Source organism: Pseudoalteromonas sp. 2CM37A (genome assembly GCF_023161885.1).
In the GTDB taxonomy this organism is placed as follows: domain Bacteria; phylum Pseudomonadota; class Gammaproteobacteria; order Enterobacterales; family Alteromonadaceae; genus Pseudoalteromonas; species Pseudoalteromonas atlantica.
The window spans coordinates 1-20,267 of the sequence record NZ_JALNTJ010000010.1; the positions used below are offsets into that span (position 1 = coordinate 1).

Sequence of the window (20,267 nt, forward strand, 5' to 3'; positions counted from 1 at the left end):
GTGGGGTCGCATTATAGGGAGATCCGAAAACAGATCAACCCTTTTTTGAAGAAAACTTGAAATAAATGACTGTTCGCTGAGTATTTGAGCTAAACGCTCAAAAACCCTACTAAAAGTAGCCTTAAGCCCACTAAATTAGCGAGTTAAAATTAAATATCTCTGTTTGGTTGGCCAAATTGCTTTATCACTATCCAAATTACACTGTACATTTACAGCCTGGGGTATGTTTTATAAACCTTATACACTCGACTTATAGGGTTACCGCATAATTAAGCTTTTTGAGAATGCAGGCTTTATAACTACATTGGTTTAACTAAGTCGGTTTAACAGAATGAAGGTAATAGGTAATAGGTAATAGGTAATAGGTAATAGGTAATAGGTAATAGGTAATAGGTAATAGGTAATTATCAAGTAACTATTTGGAGGGATGTCAAATTTTAGGCATTAAAAAGCCGAGCATTAAGCTCGGCTTTTTGGTGTCTCTTTAAAGACTTACTCTGCAGACTGCGCGTCTTCTTGAACTTCTTCGTTAGTCGCTGGGCGACCTACTAGTTCAATATAAGCCATTGGTGCATTATCACCAGCACGGAAGCCACACTTAAGAATACGAGTGTAACCACCTGGACGGTCTGTATTACGAGGACCGATTTCGCTGAACAATTTACCAACTACTTCATTATCACGCGTGCGAGCAAACGCTAAACGGCGATTTGCTACACTGTCAGTCTTAGCCAGTGTGATTAAAGGTTCAATTACACGGCGTAACTCTTTCGCTTTAGGCAAAGTAGTTTTGATGATTTCATGTTTCACCAAAGAACCTGCCATATTGCTGAACATCGCTTTACGATGGCTACTGTTACGGTTTAATTGACGACCACTCTTACGATGGCGCATGACCCTATCCTTCTAACTAAACTAATATAGTGATTTAGATTATTCAGCTAGGCTTGCAGGCGGCCAATTTTCTAGGCGCATGCCTAGAGAAAGACCACGTGAAGCTAGCACGTCTTTTATTTCAGTTAGAGACTTCTTGCCTAGGTTAGGCGTTTTAAGAAGCTCAACTTCAGTGCGCTGAACTAAATCACCGATATATTGAATTTGCTCGGCTTTCAAACAGTTTGCTGAACGTACTGTTAGTTCAAGATCATCAACTGGACGAAGTAGAATAGGATCGAATTCTGGCTTCTCTTCTTTCTCTTCTGGCTCAGTTACATCACGTAAATCTACGAATGCATCTAATTGCTCAGCTAAGATAGTAGACGCACGGCGGATCGCTTCTTCAGGATCTAAAGTGCCGTTTGTTTCCATATCAATGATTAACTTGTCTAAGTCTGTACGTTGCTCAACACGGGCTGATTCAACCGAGTACGCAATACGTTCAACTGGGCTGAATGATGCATCAAGCAGCAATCGACCAATTGGACGCTCATCGTCATCAGAGGATAAACGACTAGATGCCGGCACATAACCACGACCACGCTCAACACGAATACGCATGCTGATCTCGCTGCTATCTGTCGTTAAATGACAAATAACGTGATCTGGATTAGCAATTGTTACATCGCCATCGTGCTGAATATCAGCCGCAGTCACAGGGCCTACACCAGATTTAGTCAGGGTCAGAAAAACTTCATCTTTGCCTTCTAACGTTACTGCTAGACCTTTTAGGTTTAGTAGTATTTCAATGATGTCTTCTTGTACGCCTTCTTTCGCGCTGTACTCATGCAATACACCGTCGATTTCAACTTCAGTTACTGCACATCCAGGCATAGATGATAACAGTATACGGCGTAAGGCATTACCCAGAGTATGGCCAAAGCCACGCTCTAGTGGTTCTAAAACTACTTTAGAACGCGTTGGGTTGATAGCGTCGATATCGACTAACCTTGGTTTTAGAAATTCTGTAACAGAACCCTGCATTTTATCCTCTCTTAACTCTTAACTTTACTTAGAGTAAAGTTCGACGATTAGTTGTTCATTAATGTCCGCAGACAGATCTGAACGCTCAGGTAGGCGCTTAAAGCTACCTTCCAATTTCTTACCGTCAACTTCAACCCAAGTCGGCTTTTCACGTTGCTCAGCCAACTCTAGAGCAGCGATGATACGTGCTTGTGTTTTAGACTTCTCACGGATTACTACAGTATCTTCTGGAGCAATTACGTATGAAGGAATGTTCACAACACGACCATTAACTAAAATCGCTTTGTGGCTTACTAACTGACGTGCTTCAGCGCGTGTGCTAGCAAAACCCATGCGATATACAACATTGTCTAAACGTTGCTCTAAAAGCTGTAACAAGTTTTCACCTGTATTACCTTTAAGGCGAGCAGCTTCTTTGTAGTAATTACGGAATTGCTTTTCTAATACACCGTAGATACGACGTACTTTTTGCTTTTCACGTAATTGTAAACCGTAATCAGATAAGCGACCTTTACGAGCGCCGTGCTGACCAGGTGCAGTCTCAAGTTTACACTTAGAGTCGATAGCTCTTACGCCGCTCTTAAGGAACAGGTCAGTACCTTCACGACGACTCAGCTTGAGCTTAGGGCCCAAATATCTTGCCATGTTATTTCTCCTAACCTATTGTTAAACGCGACGTTTCTTCGGTGGACGACAACCATTGTGTGGTATTGGCGTCACGTCAGTAATGTTGGTGATACGGTAACCAGCAGCATTCAAAGCACGTACAGCAGATTCACGACCTGGACCTGGACCTTTAATGAAAACTTCTAGATTTTTTAAACCGTATTCTTGAGCAGCAGTACCTGCACGCTCTGCAGCAACCTGAGCAGCAAATGGTGTAGATTTACGTGAACCACGGAAACCTGAACCACCGGCAGTAGCCCATGATAGTGCATTACCTTGACGGTCGGTAATTGTTACAATAGTGTTGTTGAAAGACGCATGAACATGAGCCATACCATCAGCAACTTGCTTTTTAACCTTTTTACGACGAATTGGTGTCTTAGCCATAATACTATCCCCTTATCGCTTAATAGGCTTACGAGGACCCTTACGGGTACGCGCGTTAGTCTTTGTTCTTTGACCACGTAGTGGTAAAGAGCGACGGTGACGTAGGCCACGGAAACAACCAAGGTCCATAAGGCGCTTGATATTTAGAGTAACTTCACGACGAAGGTCACCTTCTACAGTGTACTTGCCAACTGCATCACGCAGTACGTCAAGAGTTTCGTCTGAAAGTTCACCGATTTTTGTGGTCTCGGCGATACCAGTCGCTTCTAAGATAGCCTTAGAGCGAGTCTTACCTATGCCATAAATAGCTGTTAAACCAATAACTGCATGTTTATGATCAGGGACGTTAATGCCAGCGATACGGGCCACTAACACATCTCCTATATTTGAATTTGGTAATCAAAAGTTTGAAAAGCCCGTAAGGATACTCAAACGAAGACCAAATCACAACTAAAAACACAGGCCGAGAAATCTCAGCCTGCACGACTGTTTACTTAGCCTTGCCTTTGCTTATGCTTAGGCTCACTGCAAATTACGCGTACTACACCAGCACGTTTAATAACTTTACAGTTACGGCATATTTTCTTAACGGAAGCACGTACTTTCATTGCTCAACTCCGTAAACTGACCTTATCGGCCGTAGCCTTTAAGGTTCGCTTTTTTCAGCACAGAATCATACTGATGTGACATCAGGTGAGTCTGTACTTGTGCCATAAAGTCCATGATTACTACAACGATAATCAAAATTGATGTACCGCCGAAATAGAATGGCGTTTGCCATGCCATAGTCATGAATTCGGGCACCAGACAGATAAAGGTTATATACAAAGCACCTGCCAATGTCAGGCGTGTCATCACTTTATCAATGTATTTAGATGTCTGCTCACCTGGACGAATACCTGGGATAAATGCGCCAGATTTCTTCAGGTTGTCTGCTGTCTCACGCGGGTTAAAAACCAACGCTGTGTAGAAAAAGCAGAAGAAGATGATAGCTGCTGCTAGCACCATCGCATACAAAGGCTGACCTGGAGTCAACGTTGTTGCAATAGCTTGTAGCACATCAGCGACCGGACCTTCACCCTGGCCGAACCAGCTTGCAATTGTACCAGGGAACAGAATTATACTGCTAGCGAAGATTGGTGGAATAACACCCGCCATGTTTACTTTTAGTGGTAAATGCGTGCTTTGAGCAGCAAATACTTGACGACCTTGTTGGCGTTTAGCGTAGTTAACAACGATACGACGTTGTCCACGTTCGAAAAACACTACAAGATAAGTAACAGCGAATACTATAACCGCAACCATCAACAGTACAAAAACATTCAAATCACCTTGGCGCGCCATTTCGGCTGTCGAACCAATAGCAGACGGCAGGTTAGCTACAATACCAACAAATATAAGAACTGAGATACCGTTACCGATACCGCGTTCTGTTATTTGTTCGCCCAACCACATTAGGAACATAGTACCAGTTACTAAACTCACCACTGCGGTGAAATAGAAACCGAGACCCGGGTTAACAACTAACCCTTCCATCATGCCCGGTAAGCTAGTTGCAATACCGATTGATTGGATAGTAGCAAGCACAAGCGTGCCGTAGCGTGTGTACTGGCTAATTTTTTTACGCCCTTGCTCACCTTCTTTCTTAAGCTCTATAAACGGAGGATACATATGCGTTAATAGTTGCGTAATAATCGAAGCCGAGATATACGGCATAATACCCAGTGCTAACACTGAAGCTCGCTCAAGCGCACCACCGCTAAACATGTTGAACATCTCAACAATGGTGCCCTTTTGTTGCTCGAAGAAATCGGCAAGTACAGCGGCGTCAATCCCAGGGATTGGCACAAATGAACCTAGACGGTAAATAATGATAGCACCTAAAACGAATAGTAATCGACGCTTCAATTCCGAAAGTCCACTTTGTGCACTTTGTGTATCTTGACCTGGTTTAGCCATTAGTACTTCCTTAGTCTTCTACCTTGCCTCCGGCAGCTTCAATAGCTTCGCGAGCACCTTTAGAAGCCTTAAGGCCTTTAACGGTAACAGCGCGTGAAACTTCGCCAGATTTAACAACTTTAACGAACAGAACGTTCTTTTTAACTAGACCAGCTGCTTGTAACGCGTTTAGGTCTACCACATCGCCTTCAACTTTAGCGATTTCAAAAAGGTTTACTTCTGCAGATACTAACGATTTGCGTGAAGTGAAACCAAATTTAGGTAGACGACGTTGCATAGGCATTTGACCGCCTTCAAAACCAACGCGTACTTTACCGCCAGAACGTGATTTTTGACCTTTGTGACCACGGCCACCAGTCTTACCAAGACCAGAACCGATACCACGACCAACACGTTTTGGAGCAGTTTTAGAACCTGCAGCAGGTGAAAGTGTATTCAAATGCATGAAATTAACCCTCTACCTTAACCATGTAAGAAACTCGGTTGATCATACCACGTACACATGCTGTGTCTTCTAACTCAACAGTGTGGTTGATACGACGTAAACCAAGACCGCGTAATGTAGCTTTATGCTTCGGTAAACGACCGATAGAGCTCTTTACTTGTGTTACTTTTACAGTTTTATTTGCCATGGTTACCCCAGAATTTCGTCTACGCGCAGACCACGTTTAGCAGCGATTGACTCAGGAGAATTCATGTTCTCTAGAGCTTGAATCGTTGCACGTACTACGTTGATCGGGTTGGTAGAACCGTAACATTTAGAAAGTACGTTCTGCACACCAGTAACTTCTAGTACTGCACGCATAGCACCACCTGCGATGATACCAGTACCTTCAGATGCTGGTTTCATGAACACTTGTGAGCCAGCATGACGTCCTTTAACAGGATGCTGTAATGTGTTGCCATTTAGGTCTACATTGATCATGTTGCGACGTGCTTTTTCCATTGCTTTTTGAATAGCAGCTGGAACTTCACGAGCTTTACCATAACCAAAACCTACTTTACCTGCGCCATCACCAACTACAGTTAGTGCAGTGAAGCTAAAGATACGACCACCTTTAACTACTTTAGACACACGGTTTACCGCGATTAGCTTTTCAGCTAAATCAGGCTGTTGTTGCTTTGCTTCTACGTTAGCCATTGTCTACTCCTAGAATTGCAAACCGGCTTCACGCGCAGCATCAGCTAGCGCCTTCACACGGCCGTGATATTTAAAGCCACTGCGATCAAAAGCAATCTTTTCGATGCCTTTGTCAGCCGCACGTTCTGCAACCGCTTTACCAACTGCTTGTGCAGCTGAAACGTTGCCTGTGCCTTTAACTGTTTCGCTAATAGCTTTCTCAACAGTAGAAGCAGCAGCCAGTACAGTACCCTCAGCATTAACTACTTGAGCGTAAATGTGACGTGGCGTGCGGTGGATAACAAGACGCGTTGTGCCTTGTTCAATATAATTTCTACGAGTGCGTTTAGCACGACGTAGACGAGCTGTTTTTTTATCCATCGTCTTACCTTACTTCTTCTTAGCCTCTTTACGGCGTACATTCTCATCTGAATAACGAACACCTTTACCTTTATAAGGCTCAGGTTTACGGTATGCACGAATGTTAGCAGCTGTTTGACCAACTAACTGCTTATCTACGCCCTTAACTAGAACTTCTGTTTGGCTTGGAGTTTCAATCGTAATTCCCTCAGGAACTTCGAAATTAACTGGGTGCGAGAAACCAAGTGTTAAGTCTAAAACTTTACCCTTAGCTGCAGCACGGTAACCAACACCTACTAACTGAAGTTTCTTCTCGTAACCTTCATGCGTACCAACAACCATGTTGTTGATTAGAGCGCGAGCAGTACCTGCTTGAGCCCATGCATTAGCTACGCCTTCACGAGGTAAAGTTGTAATAACGTTGTCGTTAACTTGTACTTCAACAGCGTTGTTGATAGTACGAGTAAGTTCACCGTTTTTGCCTTTAACTGTGATGTCCTGGCCTTTTAATGTAACTTCTACACCGGCAGGAACATTGATTGGTGCCTTTGCTATGCGAGACATAGTTCCCCTCCGATTAAGCTACAAAGCCAATGATTTCACCACCAACACCAGCACTACGTGCTGCGCGGTCTGTCATTAGGCCTTTAGAAGTTGATACGATAGCGATACCAAGACCACCCATTACCTTCGGTAATTCGTCACGTTTCTTATAGATACGTAGACCAGGGCGGCTAACACGCTGGATATTTTCAATTACAGCTTTGCCTTCGAAGTATTTCAACTCGATAGAAAGCTCAGGTTTCGCTTCGCTGTTTACAGCGAAATCTGCGATGTAACCTTCGTCTTTTAATACTTTAGCTACTGCTACTTTCAGCTTTGAAGTTGGCATCGTTACAGATACTTTCTTCGCTGATTGACCGTTACGGATACGTGTAAACAAATCCGCGATAGGATCTTGCAAGCTCATAGTCTTACTCCCGTGATACTATTACCAGCTAGCCTTTTTAAGGCCAGGAATTTCACCGCGCATAGCTGCTTCGCGAACTTTAATACGGCTCATGCCGAATTTGCGAAGGAAACCATGTGGGCGGCCCGTAATGTTACAACGATTACGTTGACGTGCAGGGCTAGAATCACGTGGTAAAGCTTGAAGCTTAAGTACCGCGTCCCAACGATCATCTTCAGATGCGTTAACATCGCTGATGATAGCTTTTAGTGCTGCACGCTTTTCAGCGTACTGAGCAACTAGTTTAGTGCGCTTTGCTTCGCGCGCTTTCATAGAATTCTTTGCCATAACCCTACCCTTATTTCTTGAATGGGAAGTTAAACGCTTCTAACAACGCACGGCCTTCCTCATCAGATTTCGCAGAAGTTGTGATTGTGATATCCATACCGCGTACACGGTCTACTTTATCGTAATCAATTTCTGGGAAGATGATTTGTTCACGTACGCCCATGCTGTAGTTACCACGTCCATCAAAAGACTTAGCACTCACACCACGGAAGTCACGGATACGTGGGATAGCGATTGATACCAAACGCTCAAAAAAGTCCCACATACGCTCGCCGCGTAAGGTTACTTTACAGCCTATTGGGTAGCCTTCACGCACTTTGAAGCCAGCAACAGATTTGCGTGCTTTAGTGATTAAAGGTTTCTGACCAGCGATAGCTTCTAGATCCGCAACAGCGTTATCTAAAATCTTCTTGTCAGCTAGGGCTTCGCCCACGCCCATATTTAATGTGATCTTTTCGATCTGAGGGACTTGCATGACAGAGCTGAAACCAAACTTCTCTTGAAGCTCAGCAACTACTTTGTCTTTATATACTTCATGCAGTTTCGCCATCATTCTACTCCAACTATTAGATAGTTTTACCAGTAGATTTAAAGATACGTAATTTCTTACCATCTTCAATCTTGAAACCTACACGATCTGCTTTACTCGTTTCCGAGTTGTAGATCGCAACGTTTGATACGTCGATAGACGCTTCTTTCTCAACAATGCCGCCAGCTTGGTTCAATTGTGGAACCGGCTTTTGGTGTTTCTTGATTAAGTTAATGCCTTCGACAAATACTCGACCAGACTCGGTAACAACTGAAAGCACTTTGCCGCGCTTACCTTTGTCTTTACCTGCTAGTACGATTACTTCGTCATCACGACGGATTTTTGCTGCCATGATAGACTCCTTACAGTACTTCTGGGGCTAGTGAAACAATTTTCATGAACTTATCATTACGAAGTTCACGAGTCACAGGGCCGAAGATACGAGTACCAATTGGCTGCAAGTTATCATTTAAGATAACAGCCGCATTGCTATCGAAACGGATCAGAGAACCGTCCGGACGACGAACGCCTTTTTTGGTACGCACAACTACCGCGTTTTTAACATCACCTTTCTTCACTTTACCGCGAGGAATAGCTTCTTTCACAGAAACTTTAATGATATCGCCAACTGCCGCATAGCGACGGTGTGAACCACCAAGGACTTTTATACACTGCACTTTGCGAGCGCCGCTGTTATCAGCAACTTCCAGCTGAGTTTGCATTTGGATCATGTTAATGACCTCCGGTGTAGTAATTACAACTTGCCTTAAATTTGTTTAAAATCAAGGCACTTCGATTAAATCCCACTCAAAAAACAACAGAGTTGTCTCTTAAGGGCGGGCAATTGTACCAGCATTGGCTAGTGAGTGGTAGGTTATTTTTTAATTAATTTAAGGGAAGGACAGATTAAAACTGAGTAAAAACCGCTATGTAGCTATTTTACAAGTGGTTATAAAACAATCAAGGCGCAAATAGCGCCTTAATTATTTATTTGTGGGGTTTAATAGTTAGCCAAATAAACCTTTTAGTTTATCTTTAACTTTGTCCTTGGCTTTTTCTTTTGCTTTCTCTTTGGCGTCATCGAGCTTTTGCTTTGCTTCATCTTTAAGCGCGTTGCTTACATCTAGCTTAAAGCCAACGTCATGAAATGGGCCTTCTATACGCAGTGGGATTTTAAAGCCTGTACTATCATCTGTAGTGCCTTGCCCTTCAATCGAATCAACAATGCCGGTCACTAAGCGATAATCAACATTGGTTTTAGGCAAATCTACATCGCCCTCACCTGTAATACGAATAAGTGGGCTCATCAGGGATAGGTCGTTATTACGGCCCACGCCATTAGTAAAGTTAAAGCTACCGGTGAGCGCAGAAAAATCTGTTTGCTCTGATTCTTCAAAGCCTGTATCAAGCCCTTCACTCACAGCACCAAGATTACCCGTAATAAGCTCTTTGCCTTTGCGAACCATCTCAGCCACGTTTGCGCCTTTAACAGCACCATCGGCAAATTCAAAGCTAACCTTGCCATTTAATGCATTAATGAAGGTTTTTTGACTTTGCCCAGTTGTGGTTAAATTCCAATTTAATGACCCTTTACCCATAAGCTTATCAAAGCCAGCTGCATCAGTGAGTAACGGTTGTGCGTCTATGTCGGCTAAATCAAAATTTGTGCTTATTTTATACGGCGTTTGCTGCGCATTTATGTTGATAACCCCTTTACCAGTGCCCTCATATGCTTTAAAGCTATCTAAGCTTAATTTAGCAACGCTGTTGTTTAAATCGACTGTAAATTGATTAGCACCTAGCTCAATATCGTTAGCTTTTAAACCGCTTGAGCGAATAACTACATTAGCATTAAGTGCATTTAATGCGCTTAAATCAATTTTAGTATCGTCCCAAACAATCGGCTGCGCGGCTTTAGGTTCTTCGCTTTGCGGCGCTTGCTGCTTAGCGACTACCTCCGGTAAGTAGGGATTCAAATCAAGCATACCTAGGTCTATATTGGCATTAACCGCTAGTTTATTGCCTAAGTTTACTTCACTTTTTCCTTTAATCTCTAATTCATCTAGGGTAGCAATCAGCTCTTCTAAGTTAAACGTATCATCTATAAGATGCATTTTACCGTTTACACTAAACGCATTAAATGCATTTTCTTTAGCGTTTAAGTCTACCCCTTGCCAAGTTGCTAGCTCTTTAACAGAGTCGCCACTTAGCGCTAACTCGCCTTTTATATCTTTACCTTGGCGAGCAATACTGCCGTTAAAAGTAAGATCGACCAAGCGAGAGTCTACGCTTTGAGCAACCTCAAATGTCGCCCCTTCAATTGCCTTTGCCGGCGTATCAAGTTTTACATCAAGCTCAAAGCGCTCTTGCATATATGTAATGCCGCCTTTGATCTCTAGTGTCTTACGTAGTGAAGGAAGTAAAATAGCCAATTCCAAGTCACTAATTTGTTGTTTAGCGCCTGTTTGCCCATCTAGGTAAGTAAACGTACCACCGTAAATAGCCACTTCACCTAACTCTATATCAAAGTTCTCTGGTAGTTTAACAGCCTCACCTGATTGGGTTTGCTCTTGCGGCTGCTCTGCTACAGCATCAAACAACTGCCAGTTAGCTTTACCGTTTTTATCAGTTTCTAATAAAATATTGGGCTCGTTAATAACAAACTTATCAAGCTTGAATTCGCCGCCAAATAGCGATAACCATGGTATATGCACAGCTAATTGCTCCATACTTGCCATGTCGTCGCGCGAGCCTGTCTGCATGTTTGCAAAGTGCACATCGTTAAGCTCTAACTTTAATGCCGGAAATACACTAAGCGTTTTATCACCTTTAATAGTAAGTGTGCGCCCTGTTGTTTTTTCAACCTGCTCAGATACTTTATTAAAAATAGTATCGGTTGGGATTAAAAACGGAGCGGCAATAATTAACGCAATACAAAGTAAGAGTATTACACCAACAATTTTGAGTAAGGTCTTCATGATCATCCTTTCAAACGTGCAAATAATGTTCTTATCATAGCGAGTGTTAGCTTTAAAATCATTGTCGTTGTGACAAAAAAGCACTTTATTGTAATTTATTTAATTTGAAATGAATTTATGCTTAAAAGTAAACGTTGCGAAATTGGTGACTAAAAGTAAAGCTCATCAAGTTTAAATCTAACCAAGTATTAAACCCTACAACATTGCATCCCTTGAATTGTTAGGTATGATGCACGGCCCTGTTGCTATTGGCGTATTTGCGCTAAAATAAAGCAGCTAAAAAATGTATCTACTCGGAGACTCTACAAGGCATGAAAAAACTGCTAATTTCACCGTCAAAAATGGCGCTAGGCGAACAAGAAAGTCAAATTTACCAAAACATCTTGAAGCAAGCTTCAGAACTAAGCCTAAACCTAATGGCCGTGAAAGTAGAAAACCACCCAGAGGATTTCTTAGGCTGGTGTTATGAGCTGCTAAGTGCAAGTAAAGACCGTATAAATTACGATTTACTAGAGCCACAACAACTGCCAGTTTTAAAAAAGCTGCATGACCAGTTAACCTCTGCAATTAGCTTTTTACAGCTTAAAACACTACGTGTAGCACCTTGGCCTGTTATTAGTATGTTTGTAGAACAACATAAAGAACTTATTGCACTGGACGAACAGCTTCGCCTTACCACGTATTTGCAAAGCATTCGTGAGCAAGCACTAAAAGATATGATCCCAGAGGATTTACTGGCATTTAGTGGTAAACACACTGCCACGCTCGACCCAAGCACCTATAACTTTGATGTTGAATGGTTCGCATCAACCAAAAGTGCAAAGGGTTTTCATCAAATGCTAGCCGACTTGCCTGGCGCGTTTGACGATGCACTTGCTAACATCCCGCTTGAAGGTGATGTGAGCGAAGCTGATTACCAACAGTTTGTTGTTGCTTATTTACTTGCCTTTAACGGTAGCGATGAAAAGCCAACCCTTGCCCCTGCTACACGTTTATTAGCAATGCGCCGCCCAGATGTGTTTACGCCAATTAGTAATAGCCGTCTTGATGCATTATGCGCAGCTTTAGGTATTACAAAATTAAACAATCGCGACTTTGAGCGCTACTGGCAAGATATAGTACAAAGCATTCATGCTATGTCGTGGTTTAAAATGGCTAATGGCAGCAATGAACTAGAAGAGCAACTAGTTAGTATAAAAGCGTTATTACCGTGCTTTTTTTACTATGCAGATGCCAGCACGGCCGACAACTCAAATTATATTAAGCTGTTAAATAAACCTAAACGCAGCACAACAAGTGCAGGAAAACCACAGCGTAGAGGTAAAGAGTCAGCCGAAATACTTGTAGACCGTGCACTTGCAGCCGATGACATTCCCGAGCATATTCGTAGCAAACGCGACTCTATTATTAGCGAAGTACAAAAAGGCCGCGGAGTAAACGAAACAATTAGTCTTATGCGCACTATATTTGGCTAAATTTACCTAACCTAACTGTATTTTTCTGGTGCAGTTAGGTTAATTTATGCACCAGCAGTGTGCGTTTTTTAATTAACCACCTCAATCATCCCCTCTTCTAAAACTTCTCAACATATTGTTTTATAAAAGTAAAAAACCAGTTTTATAGAAATTATTTTAAGCTGGCACATACAGTGCAATTGCATTCCCAGTTAAACAATAAAACACCGCCAGTCAAAGGGTTGCCAATAAGAGAATAAAAACCTAGGCGATAAAAATCATATAACGGGAAATGGACATGCTAAAACTAAAAAAAACCGTCGCAATTAGCGCAATAGCTTTATTAGGTGCTACATCTTTAACATCAACAGCCGTACATGCAGAAGTAACAGCAAACGCAGCGGCTACGTCTAACTACTTATGGCGTGGTCAAGAGCAAACTGGGGGTGATGCTGCTATTTCTGGCGGTATTGATTACGCTGACGAGTCAGGCTTTTATGTAGGTACCTGGGCATCAAATGCTTCATGGGCCGATGAAATGACTTATGAGCTTGATGTTTACGCGGGTTTTGGTGGCGATATTAACGACACATTTAGCTACGATGTAGGTTACATTTATTACGCTTACCCAGATGCAGCTTCTGAGGCAGATGCTGATTTCTCTGAAATTTACGGTAGCATCAGCGCAGAAGGCTTCACCTTTGGCGCTGCAATCCTTGCCACTTCAGCGGCAGATGGCGATGGCACCGACTTTGGCGATTCATTATACCTAAATGCCGATTACAGCTTTGCTGTTGGCAGCAATGGTACTGAGGTTGCGCTGCACTTAGGTCACTACTCTGGCGACTTTATAGGTGATGATAATATTATTGATTACGGTATCTCTGTATCAAAAGATGGTTTTACTTTTAGCGTATCTGACACCGACATGGATGAATCAGATGTTAAAGTTTACGTAGGCTACGCTTTAGACTTTACGCTTTAAAACAAAATGTGTTACTTGCTGCAACACTAAGGGCCTTTTGGCCCTTTTCTCGTTTAGGGCACCTAAATACTCACAGCGCCTTTTAAGTTTAGCGACTAAAGCACCTTACTATATAACCCACTTCGGCTAATCGCCGAACTCCTCGCTGCTATTACCTCTTTCTTACCAATATGCTAATTCGCTTTACTAAGCTTTATTGCGCATTGATATTAGCAATTCGCTAAAACAAAAAAGGCCGCATTAAAGGCGGCCTTTCAGTTAATTACTAATCGTTAATCGTTAAAACTTAGCTAGGTTGTTTTTACTGTCTTTATCTACAAGCTTAATGTACGGGTCAACCCCTGCGTACACTGGTTTTTCTTTTACTTTTAGCTCAATAGTATTAGTACCAGAGACTATTTGATGCTTTTGCGAGTAAATAACAAAGTCTTCAGCGAGAAGGTTTTCAGGATCATCGCTAAACAATGCAATATCAATTAGCTCATCAAGTGGTTGCTCGGTTTCTTCACCTTGTCCATCGGCATGCTGCTTAGTTGCTTCAACGCTCAGTGTTACTGTATAAAAACCTTCGCTATCAACATCATCTGTAACCGAAACTGCTTTCATTTCAAGCTCATAAAGCGTTATATATTTAAACTGATCATCAATAAAACGTTGCTCCGCTTGCGTTGCGTCTTGTTTTAAATAGCTAAGTAAATCAAGCGTAGTTGGGTATGGCGTTGACTGGTATTTAAACTCATTCAAAAACGCTTTAAGTGCTGCATTTAAGCGCTCTTCCCCTAATCGGTCATAAATCGCCATCATCGCAACTGAGCCTTTATTGTAATGAAGATATTGTTGAGACTGCGTTTTATACAGCGGCATTTCTTCAAAGGCTTCGCCTGTGCGGCCCATTAAGTATCTATCTAACTCGTACTTTAAGAATTTACGAAGCTTCTCGGCGCCAAAGCGTTTTTTTAGCACCATAAGCGCACTGTATTGGGAGAGCGATTCAGAAATAACGGCACTGCCTTCTACATTAGCCCCAGATACTTGATGCCCCCACCATTGGTGTGCAACTTCATGTGCGGTTACATAGTAAGGTAGGTCAACTTTACTCTCATCTCTTAAGTCTGTAATAAAGCCAATACTTTCTGAGTAAGGTACCGTATTGGCAAAACTTTGCGCAAACGAGCGATACTTAGGAAATTCAATAATACGTAACTGCTTATGCTGATATGGCCCAAAGGCTTGCTTGTAGTAATCTATTGAGTCTTGTACCGACTCAATCATACGGTCAACATTCCATGCATGATCTTTGTGGTAGTACACCTCAATATTTACACCGTTATGTTCAACCTTTTTGCTTTCAAGCTCCGCCGAAAGAACAGAATAAAAGTTTATAATAGGGGAATCCATTTCATAAACAAAAGTACGTCGTCCGTCTTTTACACTCTCACTTTTTAAGTAACCAGGTGTAATAGCAAATTGGGACTCATCGGTGGTTACCGTTGCCTTGTAGTTTATAAATCCATTAGCAGGCCCAAACTCATTTTGCGTATAATAGCGGCTGTCTTCTAGTTTATGTGCACGTTCAAGCTCGGGTAAATCGTGCTTACGGCGCTCATACTTATCCGCAATTTGAAAATACTTTTGATAACCAAAATTTGGTAATAATTCTCTATTATTTACAAATGTACCGTTATGCACGAGTTGAGTATCAGATCCTCTATCAACAAAACCGTCGTGTTCACGAGAAACTGAAAGCTCACCTTCGCGTACTTCATTAGGCATTAGCGGTTGTTCAAACTCAAACCATACCATGCCAAAATCGGTTAAACGCTCAACTATTTTTCCGCCCGCCATTTTTACATCCCAGCTTTTAGATTGGCTAGGCTCGTTAATTAACACACGGGTTATTGGCTCGTTTGCGGTATTGGTAAACTTAATTTTAGCCACGGCATTTAAAGCACGTTTTTTAGGATAAATATCAATGTGTAAATCAACATCAGTTATTATAGGCAGCGGTAAATTTTTGTATTGTGAGAACTCTTGCTCATACCTTACTTGTAGCGCTTCGTTATCATCACTTGTTACAAACTCATTGATTACACGGGTGTTGTAATAAATGTTACAACCCGCGCCCACAAATACCAATAAACTTATAACGGCTGCAATCTGGCCTTTTAAAGACATGTTGTAACGCACTAAAGATAAACGCGTACGCAATGTTTGCGATGGACCACGGTGCCATAAAGCAAACCCTACAATAGCTAAAAACACACTCAATGCACCCCAATATAGGGTATACCAATGCGCGCCTTGTAAAAAATGCCCGTAACCGTTTATGTCTGAATACGGTACGCTACTGCTTTGCGAAAAATGATACATATGATGCTCAAACCCGTAAGCACCCATTACCATTTGAGCAATGTAATACAGAATAAACAAACCCATACCTATGTATTTATTAGGGCTAATTATTTGTAAAAAGAACGCCAAAATAGCCATCATAATTAAAGGCAGTAATGTAAGGTAGCCCAATCTAAATAAGTACTGGCCAAGCTCTAGGTTAAATTGCCCCTTAAATAGTTGCACTGCAATGGTAAACATCATGCCTACTAAATAAAGGCCACAAACCGCAGTGATTAGCGCAATAATTTTAGATACCCAAAACACACTGTTATGCACCGGGTAGCTGTCAACAATATCGCCCATACCACTGTGGCGTTCTCGCCAAACCAGCTCTGCGCTGTAATAAGCAATAATAATAAACATAAATATAGCGGAGGCGTTTTGAATAATGCCCACCATGTTTTGTGTGAGCGGCCAATCTGTTGTGCCATATGCGCCAATAGGCGCAAAAAGTGGTGCGAGTAACGTAATAATACTGACACCCGCTAAAATCATAAAAGGAGCACTTAATATAACCTGCTTAAGCTCAAATAAGCTGCGCATTACTAATTGCGATTGCGTATTGACCCCTTTTGACTTGTAATTTTTAGCGCTGCTAATAAGTGCTGCTTGTTTGTTTTTTACAAACGTAGAAACAGCAAATTGCTTTTTCTGCTTTTTAGTGACTACGCGATTACCTAACTTTCCGAGGCCAAAAAACATCGCTAAACTTATTGCTACCCATAAAATACGGTTAATTAAAAAATCGCCCAAAAGCGTTAACACTTCAGTATTTTTATCACTTACAGTCCAGTAACGGGTTAAGTCAATTAATGAACCAGTGCCAAATGGGTCTGCGTAAACAACAATATTTCTAAACGCTAAATCGTCAAAATAGATACTCGCCAATTGGTAACTTATATAGATCACCACGGCCGTTACATATACCGCCATTATGGTTTTAAAATAAACCGCCACACTATTAAAAATAGCACTGAGCACCAATAAGCTTGGCACCGCCAAATATAAAAAAGGCGCAGCGTAATATATAAACTTATTAGGGCCTACTAGTTCACTATCGAGCCAGCCAACCAACAAGCCAAACTGAGATCCCAAAAATACGCCTAGTGGCACAGTTAAAAAAACAACGAGCACAACCAAGTAAGCACCAAAAAAACGCCCTGATTGATAAGCAAGCGGGTTAACGGGCTTACTAAACACCAGCTCATCCATTTTGGTCTCGCTGTTGCGAATCGCTGAGCTTGCAACAAAGTTAACCACTAAAAACATAGCAAGCGTACAAAAGGTAACCGTTAAAACCATAATGGTATAAGGCGAGTTCATATGAACATTAGCCCCACCTAGCGGAAACTTACTACTGGAGCTTATAAAAAACGCCATAAAAAAGAAGATTAATGAGGTCACATAAAACGAAGGCTGGCGCACAAAATAGCGCAGCTCAAACGCGAGCATATTAAAAAACATAGCGCCCCCTTATGCTACTTGGCTGTTACGATGATTAAGCAACGTAGAAAAATATACATCTTCTAGGTTTGCACTGCTGAGCTCAAAACCTTCAGGGGCTTCATTGGCTAATACATGTAATATGGTTTGCCCTGCAAATAAGCGTTTTGAAATAACAGGCAGTTGCGGCTCAAGCTCTAGTGCTTCTTCTTGGCTCATGGCTTTGCGCCAAATTTGGCCTTGGAGTTTATCGGTAAGGGCAATGGGGTTACCCTCTAATAATATTTTTCCGCCTGCCAGTACGGCCATGTTTGGGCAAAGCTCTGCTACATCTTCAACAATGTGGGTCGATAATATAACGACTTTTTGCTCGCCTAAGCTTACTAGCAAGTTATGAAAACGATTTCGCTCTTCAGGATCTAACCCTGCTGTTGGTTCATCAACAATTAGTAAATCAGGGTCACCTAGTAAGGCTTGTGCAATACCAAAACGCTGGCGCATACCGCCCGAAAAGCCACTTACCGCTTTTGAGCGATGTTGATATAAATTAGTATGTGCAAGCAAGCCTTCTACCGACTCTTTACGCTCACCTTTATTATGAATGCCCTTTAAAACAGCCATATGGTCTAGCAAGTCGTAAGCACTAACACGTGGGTATACACCAAAATCTTGCGGTAGATAACCTAAACGTTGGCGCAAAGCCTGTGGGTCTTTAAAAACATCAATACCATCAAAAGTAATTGAACCCGAATCGGCAGATTGCAACGTAGAAATAGTACGCATTAGTGATGATTTACCCGCGCCATTTGGCCCTAGCAGCCCAAACATTCCTTTTCCTATAGATAAATCAACACCTTGTAGTGCATGTACGCCATTATCGTAGGTTTTAGATAACCCTGTTATTGATAGCATTTTTACTTCCTTGAATTTTAATAGTTTTTTTATTGCGCTTTTTATATCACATTAAAAAAAGGAACATAAGTTACGCAGCGGTTAATTTTGTAACAATAAATAAACACAATAGGTAATAATACTTGCCTCGCATTTATTCAGTCGGTATAAAAACCACACACACACTTTATAAGAAGCGTAAAGCCATGCAAAAACATCAAAGCCAACCACTAAACGACTTTATAGAATACCCTCACGATGAAATGCTAAAACGCGCAACCGAATTTTTACAAACCAGCCAGCGCCGCCATAGTATTCGCAGCTTTAGCGACCGACCTGTGCCTAAAAATATAATTGAAGCCTGTATAAAAGCAGCAGGTACCGCGCCAAGTGGAGCGAATCATCAACCGTGGCATTTTGTAGCTATAAACAGTAGCGATGTAAAAAAACAAATAAGAGAGGCCGCCGAAAAACTAGAGCGCTCTTTTTATGAAGGCAGAGCAGGAGAAGAGTGGCTTGATGCGCTAAAACCATTAGGTACCGACGCCAATAAACCCTATTTAGAGCATGCGCCTTGGCTTATTGCAGTGTTTAGTCAAAAAAAAGGCGGTGTGAATACGGATGATAAAAACACCAATTATTATGTGCACGAATCAGTAGGGCTGGCTACTGGGTTTTTAATACAAGCCCTGCACCGCTGTGGCTTAGCTACGCTTACCCATACACCTAAACCAATGAGTTTTTTAACCGACATTTGTAAGCGCGACAAAGACAACGAACGTCCTTACATGTTACTTATTGCGGGCTACCCAAGTGACGATGCAACTGTACCTGTCCATGCACTTGATAAAAAGTCGCTTGATGAGATTGCCACTTTTATTTAAAGCAAATTACTCAGCCGTACTTTGCTTACAAAACCATTCGTAAAGTAACGTAATAATCGACTCAACCTTTGGGTCGATTAACGAATAATAAATTGTGTGTCCCTCACGGCGAGTTGCCACTAGCTGGGCTTTACGTAAACTCGCCAAATGCTGAGACAAAGCAGACTGCGCCAACGGAACATTTTGATTTAACTCACCCACACTTTGTTCACCTTGCAATAAACTACATAAAATCATTAAACGGTTTTTATTTGCCATTAATTTTAAAAATTGCTCTGCCTGCTGAGCGTTTTCTGCAAGTTGTTCAATATTCATAGTGATACTTAATTATTTTGCGTGTTTTAATTATAGACTTTTACATTAGTAAGTTCTAATATAATTAACATTAGAAAAAGCTAATATTAAGGTCAATTCATGAAAATAAGTGACGCCATACTCTTAATTGGCGGAAGTGCCGTTACAATTTCTGTGCTTTTAAGCTACTTTGTTGATAGTAACTTTCAATTTTTAACGTTATTTATTGGTATTAACTTAGTGCAATCCGCCTACACTAAATGGTGCCCATTAATGACTTTTTTGCGCAAAAGAGGATTTACAGACTAATGCTTACTTCAATTCCTGATTTACTAAAAATTATCACACCTAACCAACGCCGTATTGATGCAGCGCAAGCAAAGCAAGAGCTAGAACAAAATAAAGGTTTACTTATTGATGTACGCGAACCCGCTGAGCATGCCAATGTAGCTGCGGTAGGGGCAATAAATATTCCACGCGGATTACTCGAAATGAAGCTAATGGAAATAGAAAAAGACGCTGCACGCCCTATTTACTTACATTGTGCCAGCGGTGCCCGCGCCACTTTAGGTGCAGAAGCGCTAACCCGCGTAGGCTACGAAAACGTTACCGTTATTACGTGTAATGCAACGCAAGTAAGTGAAGTTTTTTAATTGCTTCACAAAAAAGTAACCTAAATTGCCTACACTTTGCTTTTTACACTTTA

Annotated in this window: 26 protein-coding genes; 5 read left to right on the plus strand and 21 right to left on the minus strand. The window is 41.7% G+C overall.

The window, feature by feature from the left end:
* Positions 1-492: 492 nt before the first annotated feature.
* From rplQ to MTF68_RS16870, 18 genes are all read right to left on the minus strand, one after another.
* Positions 493-894, minus strand: coding sequence for a 50S ribosomal protein L17 (gene rplQ / locus MTF68_RS16785; RefSeq protein ID WP_004589197.1), 402 nt, complete (start codon positions 892-894; stop codon positions 493-495).
* 39 nt (positions 895-933) lie between these two features.
* Positions 934-1,920: a DNA-directed RNA polymerase subunit alpha gene (gene rpoA / locus MTF68_RS16790; RefSeq protein ID WP_004589198.1), complete on the minus strand. Its 987-nt coding sequence runs from the start codon at positions 1,918-1,920 to the stop codon at positions 934-936.
* Between the two features lie 24 nt (positions 1,921-1,944).
* Positions 1,945-2,565: a 30S ribosomal protein S4 gene (gene rpsD, locus MTF68_RS16795; protein WP_004589199.1), complete on the minus strand. Its 621-nt coding sequence runs from the start codon at positions 2,563-2,565 to the stop codon at positions 1,945-1,947.
* A 21-nt stretch (positions 2,566-2,586) separates the two neighbouring features.
* Positions 2,587-2,973: a 30S ribosomal protein S11 gene (gene rpsK, locus MTF68_RS16800; RefSeq protein WP_002959471.1), complete on the minus strand. Its 387-nt coding sequence runs from the start codon at positions 2,971-2,973 to the stop codon at positions 2,587-2,589.
* A gap of 12 nt (positions 2,974-2,985) precedes the next feature.
* On the minus strand, positions 2,986-3,342 hold the full coding sequence (gene rpsM, locus MTF68_RS16805; protein WP_004589200.1) for a 30S ribosomal protein S13: 357 nt from the start codon (positions 3,340-3,342) through the stop codon (positions 2,986-2,988).
* A 125-nt stretch (positions 3,343-3,467) separates the two neighbouring features.
* Positions 3,468-3,581: a 50S ribosomal protein L36 gene (gene rpmJ / locus MTF68_RS16810; protein ID WP_002959476.1), complete on the minus strand. Its 114-nt coding sequence runs from the start codon at positions 3,579-3,581 to the stop codon at positions 3,468-3,470.
* A 22-nt stretch (positions 3,582-3,603) separates the two neighbouring features.
* Positions 3,604-4,932 carry a preprotein translocase subunit SecY gene (gene secY, locus MTF68_RS16815; RefSeq protein WP_004589201.1) on the minus strand — a complete coding sequence of 443 codons (1,329 nt, stop codon included), beginning with the start codon at positions 4,930-4,932 and terminating at the stop codon, positions 3,604-3,606.
* A gap of 10 nt (positions 4,933-4,942) precedes the next feature.
* Positions 4,943-5,377 carry a 50S ribosomal protein L15 gene (gene rplO, locus MTF68_RS16820; protein WP_004589202.1) on the minus strand — a complete coding sequence of 145 codons (435 nt, stop codon included), beginning with the start codon at positions 5,375-5,377 and terminating at the stop codon, positions 4,943-4,945.
* A gap of 4 nt (positions 5,378-5,381) precedes the next feature.
* Positions 5,382-5,564, minus strand: coding sequence for a 50S ribosomal protein L30 (gene rpmD / locus MTF68_RS16825; RefSeq protein WP_004589203.1), 183 nt, complete (start codon positions 5,562-5,564; stop codon positions 5,382-5,384).
* A gap of 2 nt (positions 5,565-5,566) precedes the next feature.
* A complete protein-coding gene (gene rpsE, locus MTF68_RS16830; protein ID WP_004589204.1) occupies positions 5,567-6,073 on the minus strand; it encodes a 30S ribosomal protein S5 in 507 nt (168 codons plus the stop codon).
* Between the two features lie 9 nt (positions 6,074-6,082).
* Positions 6,083-6,433 (minus strand): 50S ribosomal protein L18, encoded by a 351-nt coding sequence (gene rplR, locus MTF68_RS16835; RefSeq protein ID WP_004589205.1) that lies wholly within the window; start codon positions 6,431-6,433, stop codon positions 6,083-6,085.
* Positions 6,434-6,442: 9 nt separating this feature from the next.
* Positions 6,443-6,976 carry a 50S ribosomal protein L6 gene (rplF, locus tag MTF68_RS16840; RefSeq protein ID WP_004589206.1) on the minus strand — a complete coding sequence of 178 codons (534 nt, stop codon included), beginning with the start codon at positions 6,974-6,976 and terminating at the stop codon, positions 6,443-6,445.
* Positions 6,977-6,989: 13 nt separating this feature from the next.
* Positions 6,990-7,382, minus strand: a complete 393-nt coding sequence (gene rpsH, locus MTF68_RS16845) for a 30S ribosomal protein S8 (RefSeq protein WP_004589207.1) — start codon at positions 7,380-7,382, stop codon at positions 6,990-6,992.
* 21 nt (positions 7,383-7,403) lie between these two features.
* Positions 7,404-7,709 carry a 30S ribosomal protein S14 gene (gene rpsN / locus MTF68_RS16850; RefSeq protein WP_004589208.1) on the minus strand — a complete coding sequence of 102 codons (306 nt, stop codon included), beginning with the start codon at positions 7,707-7,709 and terminating at the stop codon, positions 7,404-7,406.
* 10 nt (positions 7,710-7,719) lie between these two features.
* The gene (rplE, locus tag MTF68_RS16855; RefSeq protein ID WP_004589209.1) at positions 7,720-8,259 is read right to left on the minus strand and encodes a 50S ribosomal protein L5; all 540 of its coding nucleotides are present in this window, start codon (positions 8,257-8,259) and stop codon (positions 7,720-7,722) included.
* A gap of 16 nt (positions 8,260-8,275) precedes the next feature.
* A complete protein-coding gene (gene rplX / locus MTF68_RS16860; protein ID WP_004589210.1) occupies positions 8,276-8,590 on the minus strand; it encodes a 50S ribosomal protein L24 in 315 nt (104 codons plus the stop codon).
* Between the two features lie 10 nt (positions 8,591-8,600).
* A complete protein-coding gene (gene rplN / locus MTF68_RS16865; RefSeq protein ID WP_004589211.1) occupies positions 8,601-8,969 on the minus strand; it encodes a 50S ribosomal protein L14 in 369 nt (122 codons plus the stop codon).
* Between the two features lie 276 nt (positions 8,970-9,245).
* Positions 9,246-11,216, minus strand: coding sequence for an AsmA family protein (locus tag MTF68_RS16870; protein ID WP_248463124.1), 1,971 nt, complete (start codon positions 11,214-11,216; stop codon positions 9,246-9,248).
* A gap of 311 nt (positions 11,217-11,527) precedes the next feature.
* Between MTF68_RS16870 and MTF68_RS16875 the strand changes: the two genes are divergently transcribed.
* Together MTF68_RS16875 and MTF68_RS16880 are read left to right on the plus strand one after the other, a co-directional pair.
* Complete coding sequence (locus MTF68_RS16875; protein ID WP_029773141.1) at positions 11,528-12,691, plus strand: hypothetical protein; 1,164 nt, start codon at positions 11,528-11,530, stop codon at positions 12,689-12,691.
* Between the two features lie 277 nt (positions 12,692-12,968).
* Entirely contained in the window at positions 12,969-13,655 is a 687-nt protein-coding gene (locus MTF68_RS16880; protein WP_248463125.1) for a TorF family putative porin, read from the plus strand.
* A gap of 279 nt (positions 13,656-13,934) precedes the next feature.
* On the opposite strand, the gene MTF68_RS16885 is transcribed toward MTF68_RS16880, so the two are convergent.
* A complete protein-coding gene (locus tag MTF68_RS16885) occupies positions 13,935-17,513 on the minus strand; it encodes a M1 family aminopeptidase (protein WP_248463126.1) in 3,579 nt (1,192 codons plus the stop codon).
* A gap of 9 nt (positions 17,514-17,522) precedes the next feature.
* Positions 17,523-18,404, minus strand: a complete 882-nt coding sequence (locus MTF68_RS16890) for an ABC transporter ATP-binding protein (RefSeq protein WP_029773142.1) — start codon at positions 18,402-18,404, stop codon at positions 17,523-17,525.
* Between the two features lie 185 nt (positions 18,405-18,589).
* On the opposite strand from MTF68_RS16890, the gene MTF68_RS16895 reads away from it, so the two are divergent.
* Positions 18,590-19,267: a nitroreductase family protein gene (locus MTF68_RS16895; RefSeq protein WP_248451838.1), complete on the plus strand. Its 678-nt coding sequence runs from the start codon at positions 18,590-18,592 to the stop codon at positions 19,265-19,267.
* A 6-nt stretch (positions 19,268-19,273) separates the two neighbouring features.
* On the opposite strand, the gene MTF68_RS16900 is transcribed toward MTF68_RS16895, so the two are convergent.
* Positions 19,274-19,582 (minus strand): metalloregulator ArsR/SmtB family transcription factor, encoded by a 309-nt coding sequence (locus MTF68_RS16900; RefSeq protein WP_024033876.1) that lies wholly within the window; start codon positions 19,580-19,582, stop codon positions 19,274-19,276.
* A 99-nt stretch (positions 19,583-19,681) separates the two neighbouring features.
* Here MTF68_RS16900 and MTF68_RS16905 point away from each other — a divergent pair, with 99 nt between their 5' ends.
* The gene (locus MTF68_RS16905) at positions 19,682-19,870 is read left to right on the plus strand and encodes a DUF2892 domain-containing protein (RefSeq protein ID WP_004589221.1); all 189 of its coding nucleotides are present in this window, start codon (positions 19,682-19,684) and stop codon (positions 19,868-19,870) included.
* Positions 19,870-20,214, plus strand: a complete 345-nt coding sequence (locus tag MTF68_RS16910) for a rhodanese-like domain-containing protein (protein WP_004589222.1) — start codon at positions 19,870-19,872, stop codon at positions 20,212-20,214. Before MTF68_RS16905 ends, MTF68_RS16910 begins: the two co-directional genes overlap by 1 nt.
* Positions 20,215-20,267 lie beyond the last annotated feature (53 nt).

What these genes read in the sequence shown, in the direction of transcription:
- MTF68_RS16890 (WP_029773142.1), bottom strand. Translation starts at nt 18,404, where the DNA reads ATGCTATCAATAACAGGGTTATCTAAAACCTACGATAATGGCGTACAT.
- MTF68_RS16910 (WP_004589222.1), top strand. Translation starts at nt 19,870, where the DNA reads ATGCTTACTTCAATTCCTGATTTACTAAAAATTATCACACCTAACCAA.
- rpsN (WP_004589208.1), bottom strand. Translation starts at nt 7,709, where the DNA reads ATGGCAAAGAATTCTATGAAAGCGCGCGAAGCAAAGCGCACTAAACTA.
- rpoA (WP_004589198.1), bottom strand. Translation starts at nt 1,920, where the DNA reads ATGCAGGGTTCTGTTACAGAATTTCTAAAACCAAGGTTAGTCGATATC.
- rplE (WP_004589209.1), bottom strand. Translation starts at nt 8,259, where the DNA reads ATGGCGAAACTGCATGAAGTATATAAAGACAAAGTAGTTGCTGAGCTT.
- MTF68_RS16870 (WP_248463124.1), bottom strand. Translation starts at nt 11,216, where the DNA reads ATGAAGACCTTACTCAAAATTGTTGGTGTAATACTCTTACTTTGTATT.
- rplR (WP_004589205.1), bottom strand. Translation starts at nt 6,433, where the DNA reads ATGGATAAAAAAACAGCTCGTCTACGTCGTGCTAAACGCACTCGTAGA.
- rpsE (WP_004589204.1), bottom strand. Translation starts at nt 6,073, where the DNA reads ATGGCTAACGTAGAAGCAAAGCAACAACAGCCTGATTTAGCTGAAAAG.
- rpsD (WP_004589199.1), bottom strand. Translation starts at nt 2,565, where the DNA reads ATGGCAAGATATTTGGGCCCTAAGCTCAAGCTGAGTCGTCGTGAAGGT.
- rplF (WP_004589206.1), bottom strand. Translation starts at nt 6,976, where the DNA reads ATGTCTCGCATAGCAAAGGCACCAATCAATGTTCCTGCCGGTGTAGAA.
- MTF68_RS16905 (WP_004589221.1), top strand. Translation starts at nt 19,682, where the DNA reads ATGAAAATAAGTGACGCCATACTCTTAATTGGCGGAAGTGCCGTTACA.
- rpmD (WP_004589203.1), bottom strand. Translation starts at nt 5,564, where the DNA reads ATGGCAAATAAAACTGTAAAAGTAACACAAGTAAAGAGCTCTATCGGT.
- MTF68_RS16875 (WP_029773141.1), top strand. Translation starts at nt 11,528, where the DNA reads ATGAAAAAACTGCTAATTTCACCGTCAAAAATGGCGCTAGGCGAACAA.
- rplO (WP_004589202.1), bottom strand. Translation starts at nt 5,377, where the DNA reads ATGCATTTGAATACACTTTCACCTGCTGCAGGTTCTAAAACTGCTCCA.
- MTF68_RS16885 (WP_248463126.1), bottom strand. Translation starts at nt 17,513, where the DNA reads ATGTTTTTTAATATGCTCGCGTTTGAGCTGCGCTATTTTGTGCGCCAG.
- MTF68_RS16880 (WP_248463125.1), top strand. Translation starts at nt 12,969, where the DNA reads ATGCTAAAACTAAAAAAAACCGTCGCAATTAGCGCAATAGCTTTATTA.
- rpmJ (WP_002959476.1), bottom strand. Translation starts at nt 3,581, where the DNA reads ATGAAAGTACGTGCTTCCGTTAAGAAAATATGCCGTAACTGTAAAGTT.
- rplX (WP_004589210.1), bottom strand. Translation starts at nt 8,590, where the DNA reads ATGGCAGCAAAAATCCGTCGTGATGACGAAGTAATCGTACTAGCAGGT.
- rpsK (WP_002959471.1), bottom strand. Translation starts at nt 2,973, where the DNA reads ATGGCTAAGACACCAATTCGTCGTAAAAAGGTTAAAAAGCAAGTTGCT.
- rpsH (WP_004589207.1), bottom strand. Translation starts at nt 7,382, where the DNA reads ATGAGCTTGCAAGATCCTATCGCGGATTTGTTTACACGTATCCGTAAC.
- MTF68_RS16900 (WP_024033876.1), bottom strand. Translation starts at nt 19,582, where the DNA reads ATGAATATTGAACAACTTGCAGAAAACGCTCAGCAGGCAGAGCAATTT.
- MTF68_RS16895 (WP_248451838.1), top strand. Translation starts at nt 18,590, where the DNA reads ATGCAAAAACATCAAAGCCAACCACTAAACGACTTTATAGAATACCCT.
- rplN (WP_004589211.1), bottom strand. Translation starts at nt 8,969, where the DNA reads ATGATCCAAATGCAAACTCAGCTGGAAGTTGCTGATAACAGCGGCGCT.
- secY (WP_004589201.1), bottom strand. Translation starts at nt 4,932, where the DNA reads ATGGCTAAACCAGGTCAAGATACACAAAGTGCACAAAGTGGACTTTCG.
- rplQ (WP_004589197.1), bottom strand. Translation starts at nt 894, where the DNA reads ATGCGCCATCGTAAGAGTGGTCGTCAATTAAACCGTAACAGTAGCCAT.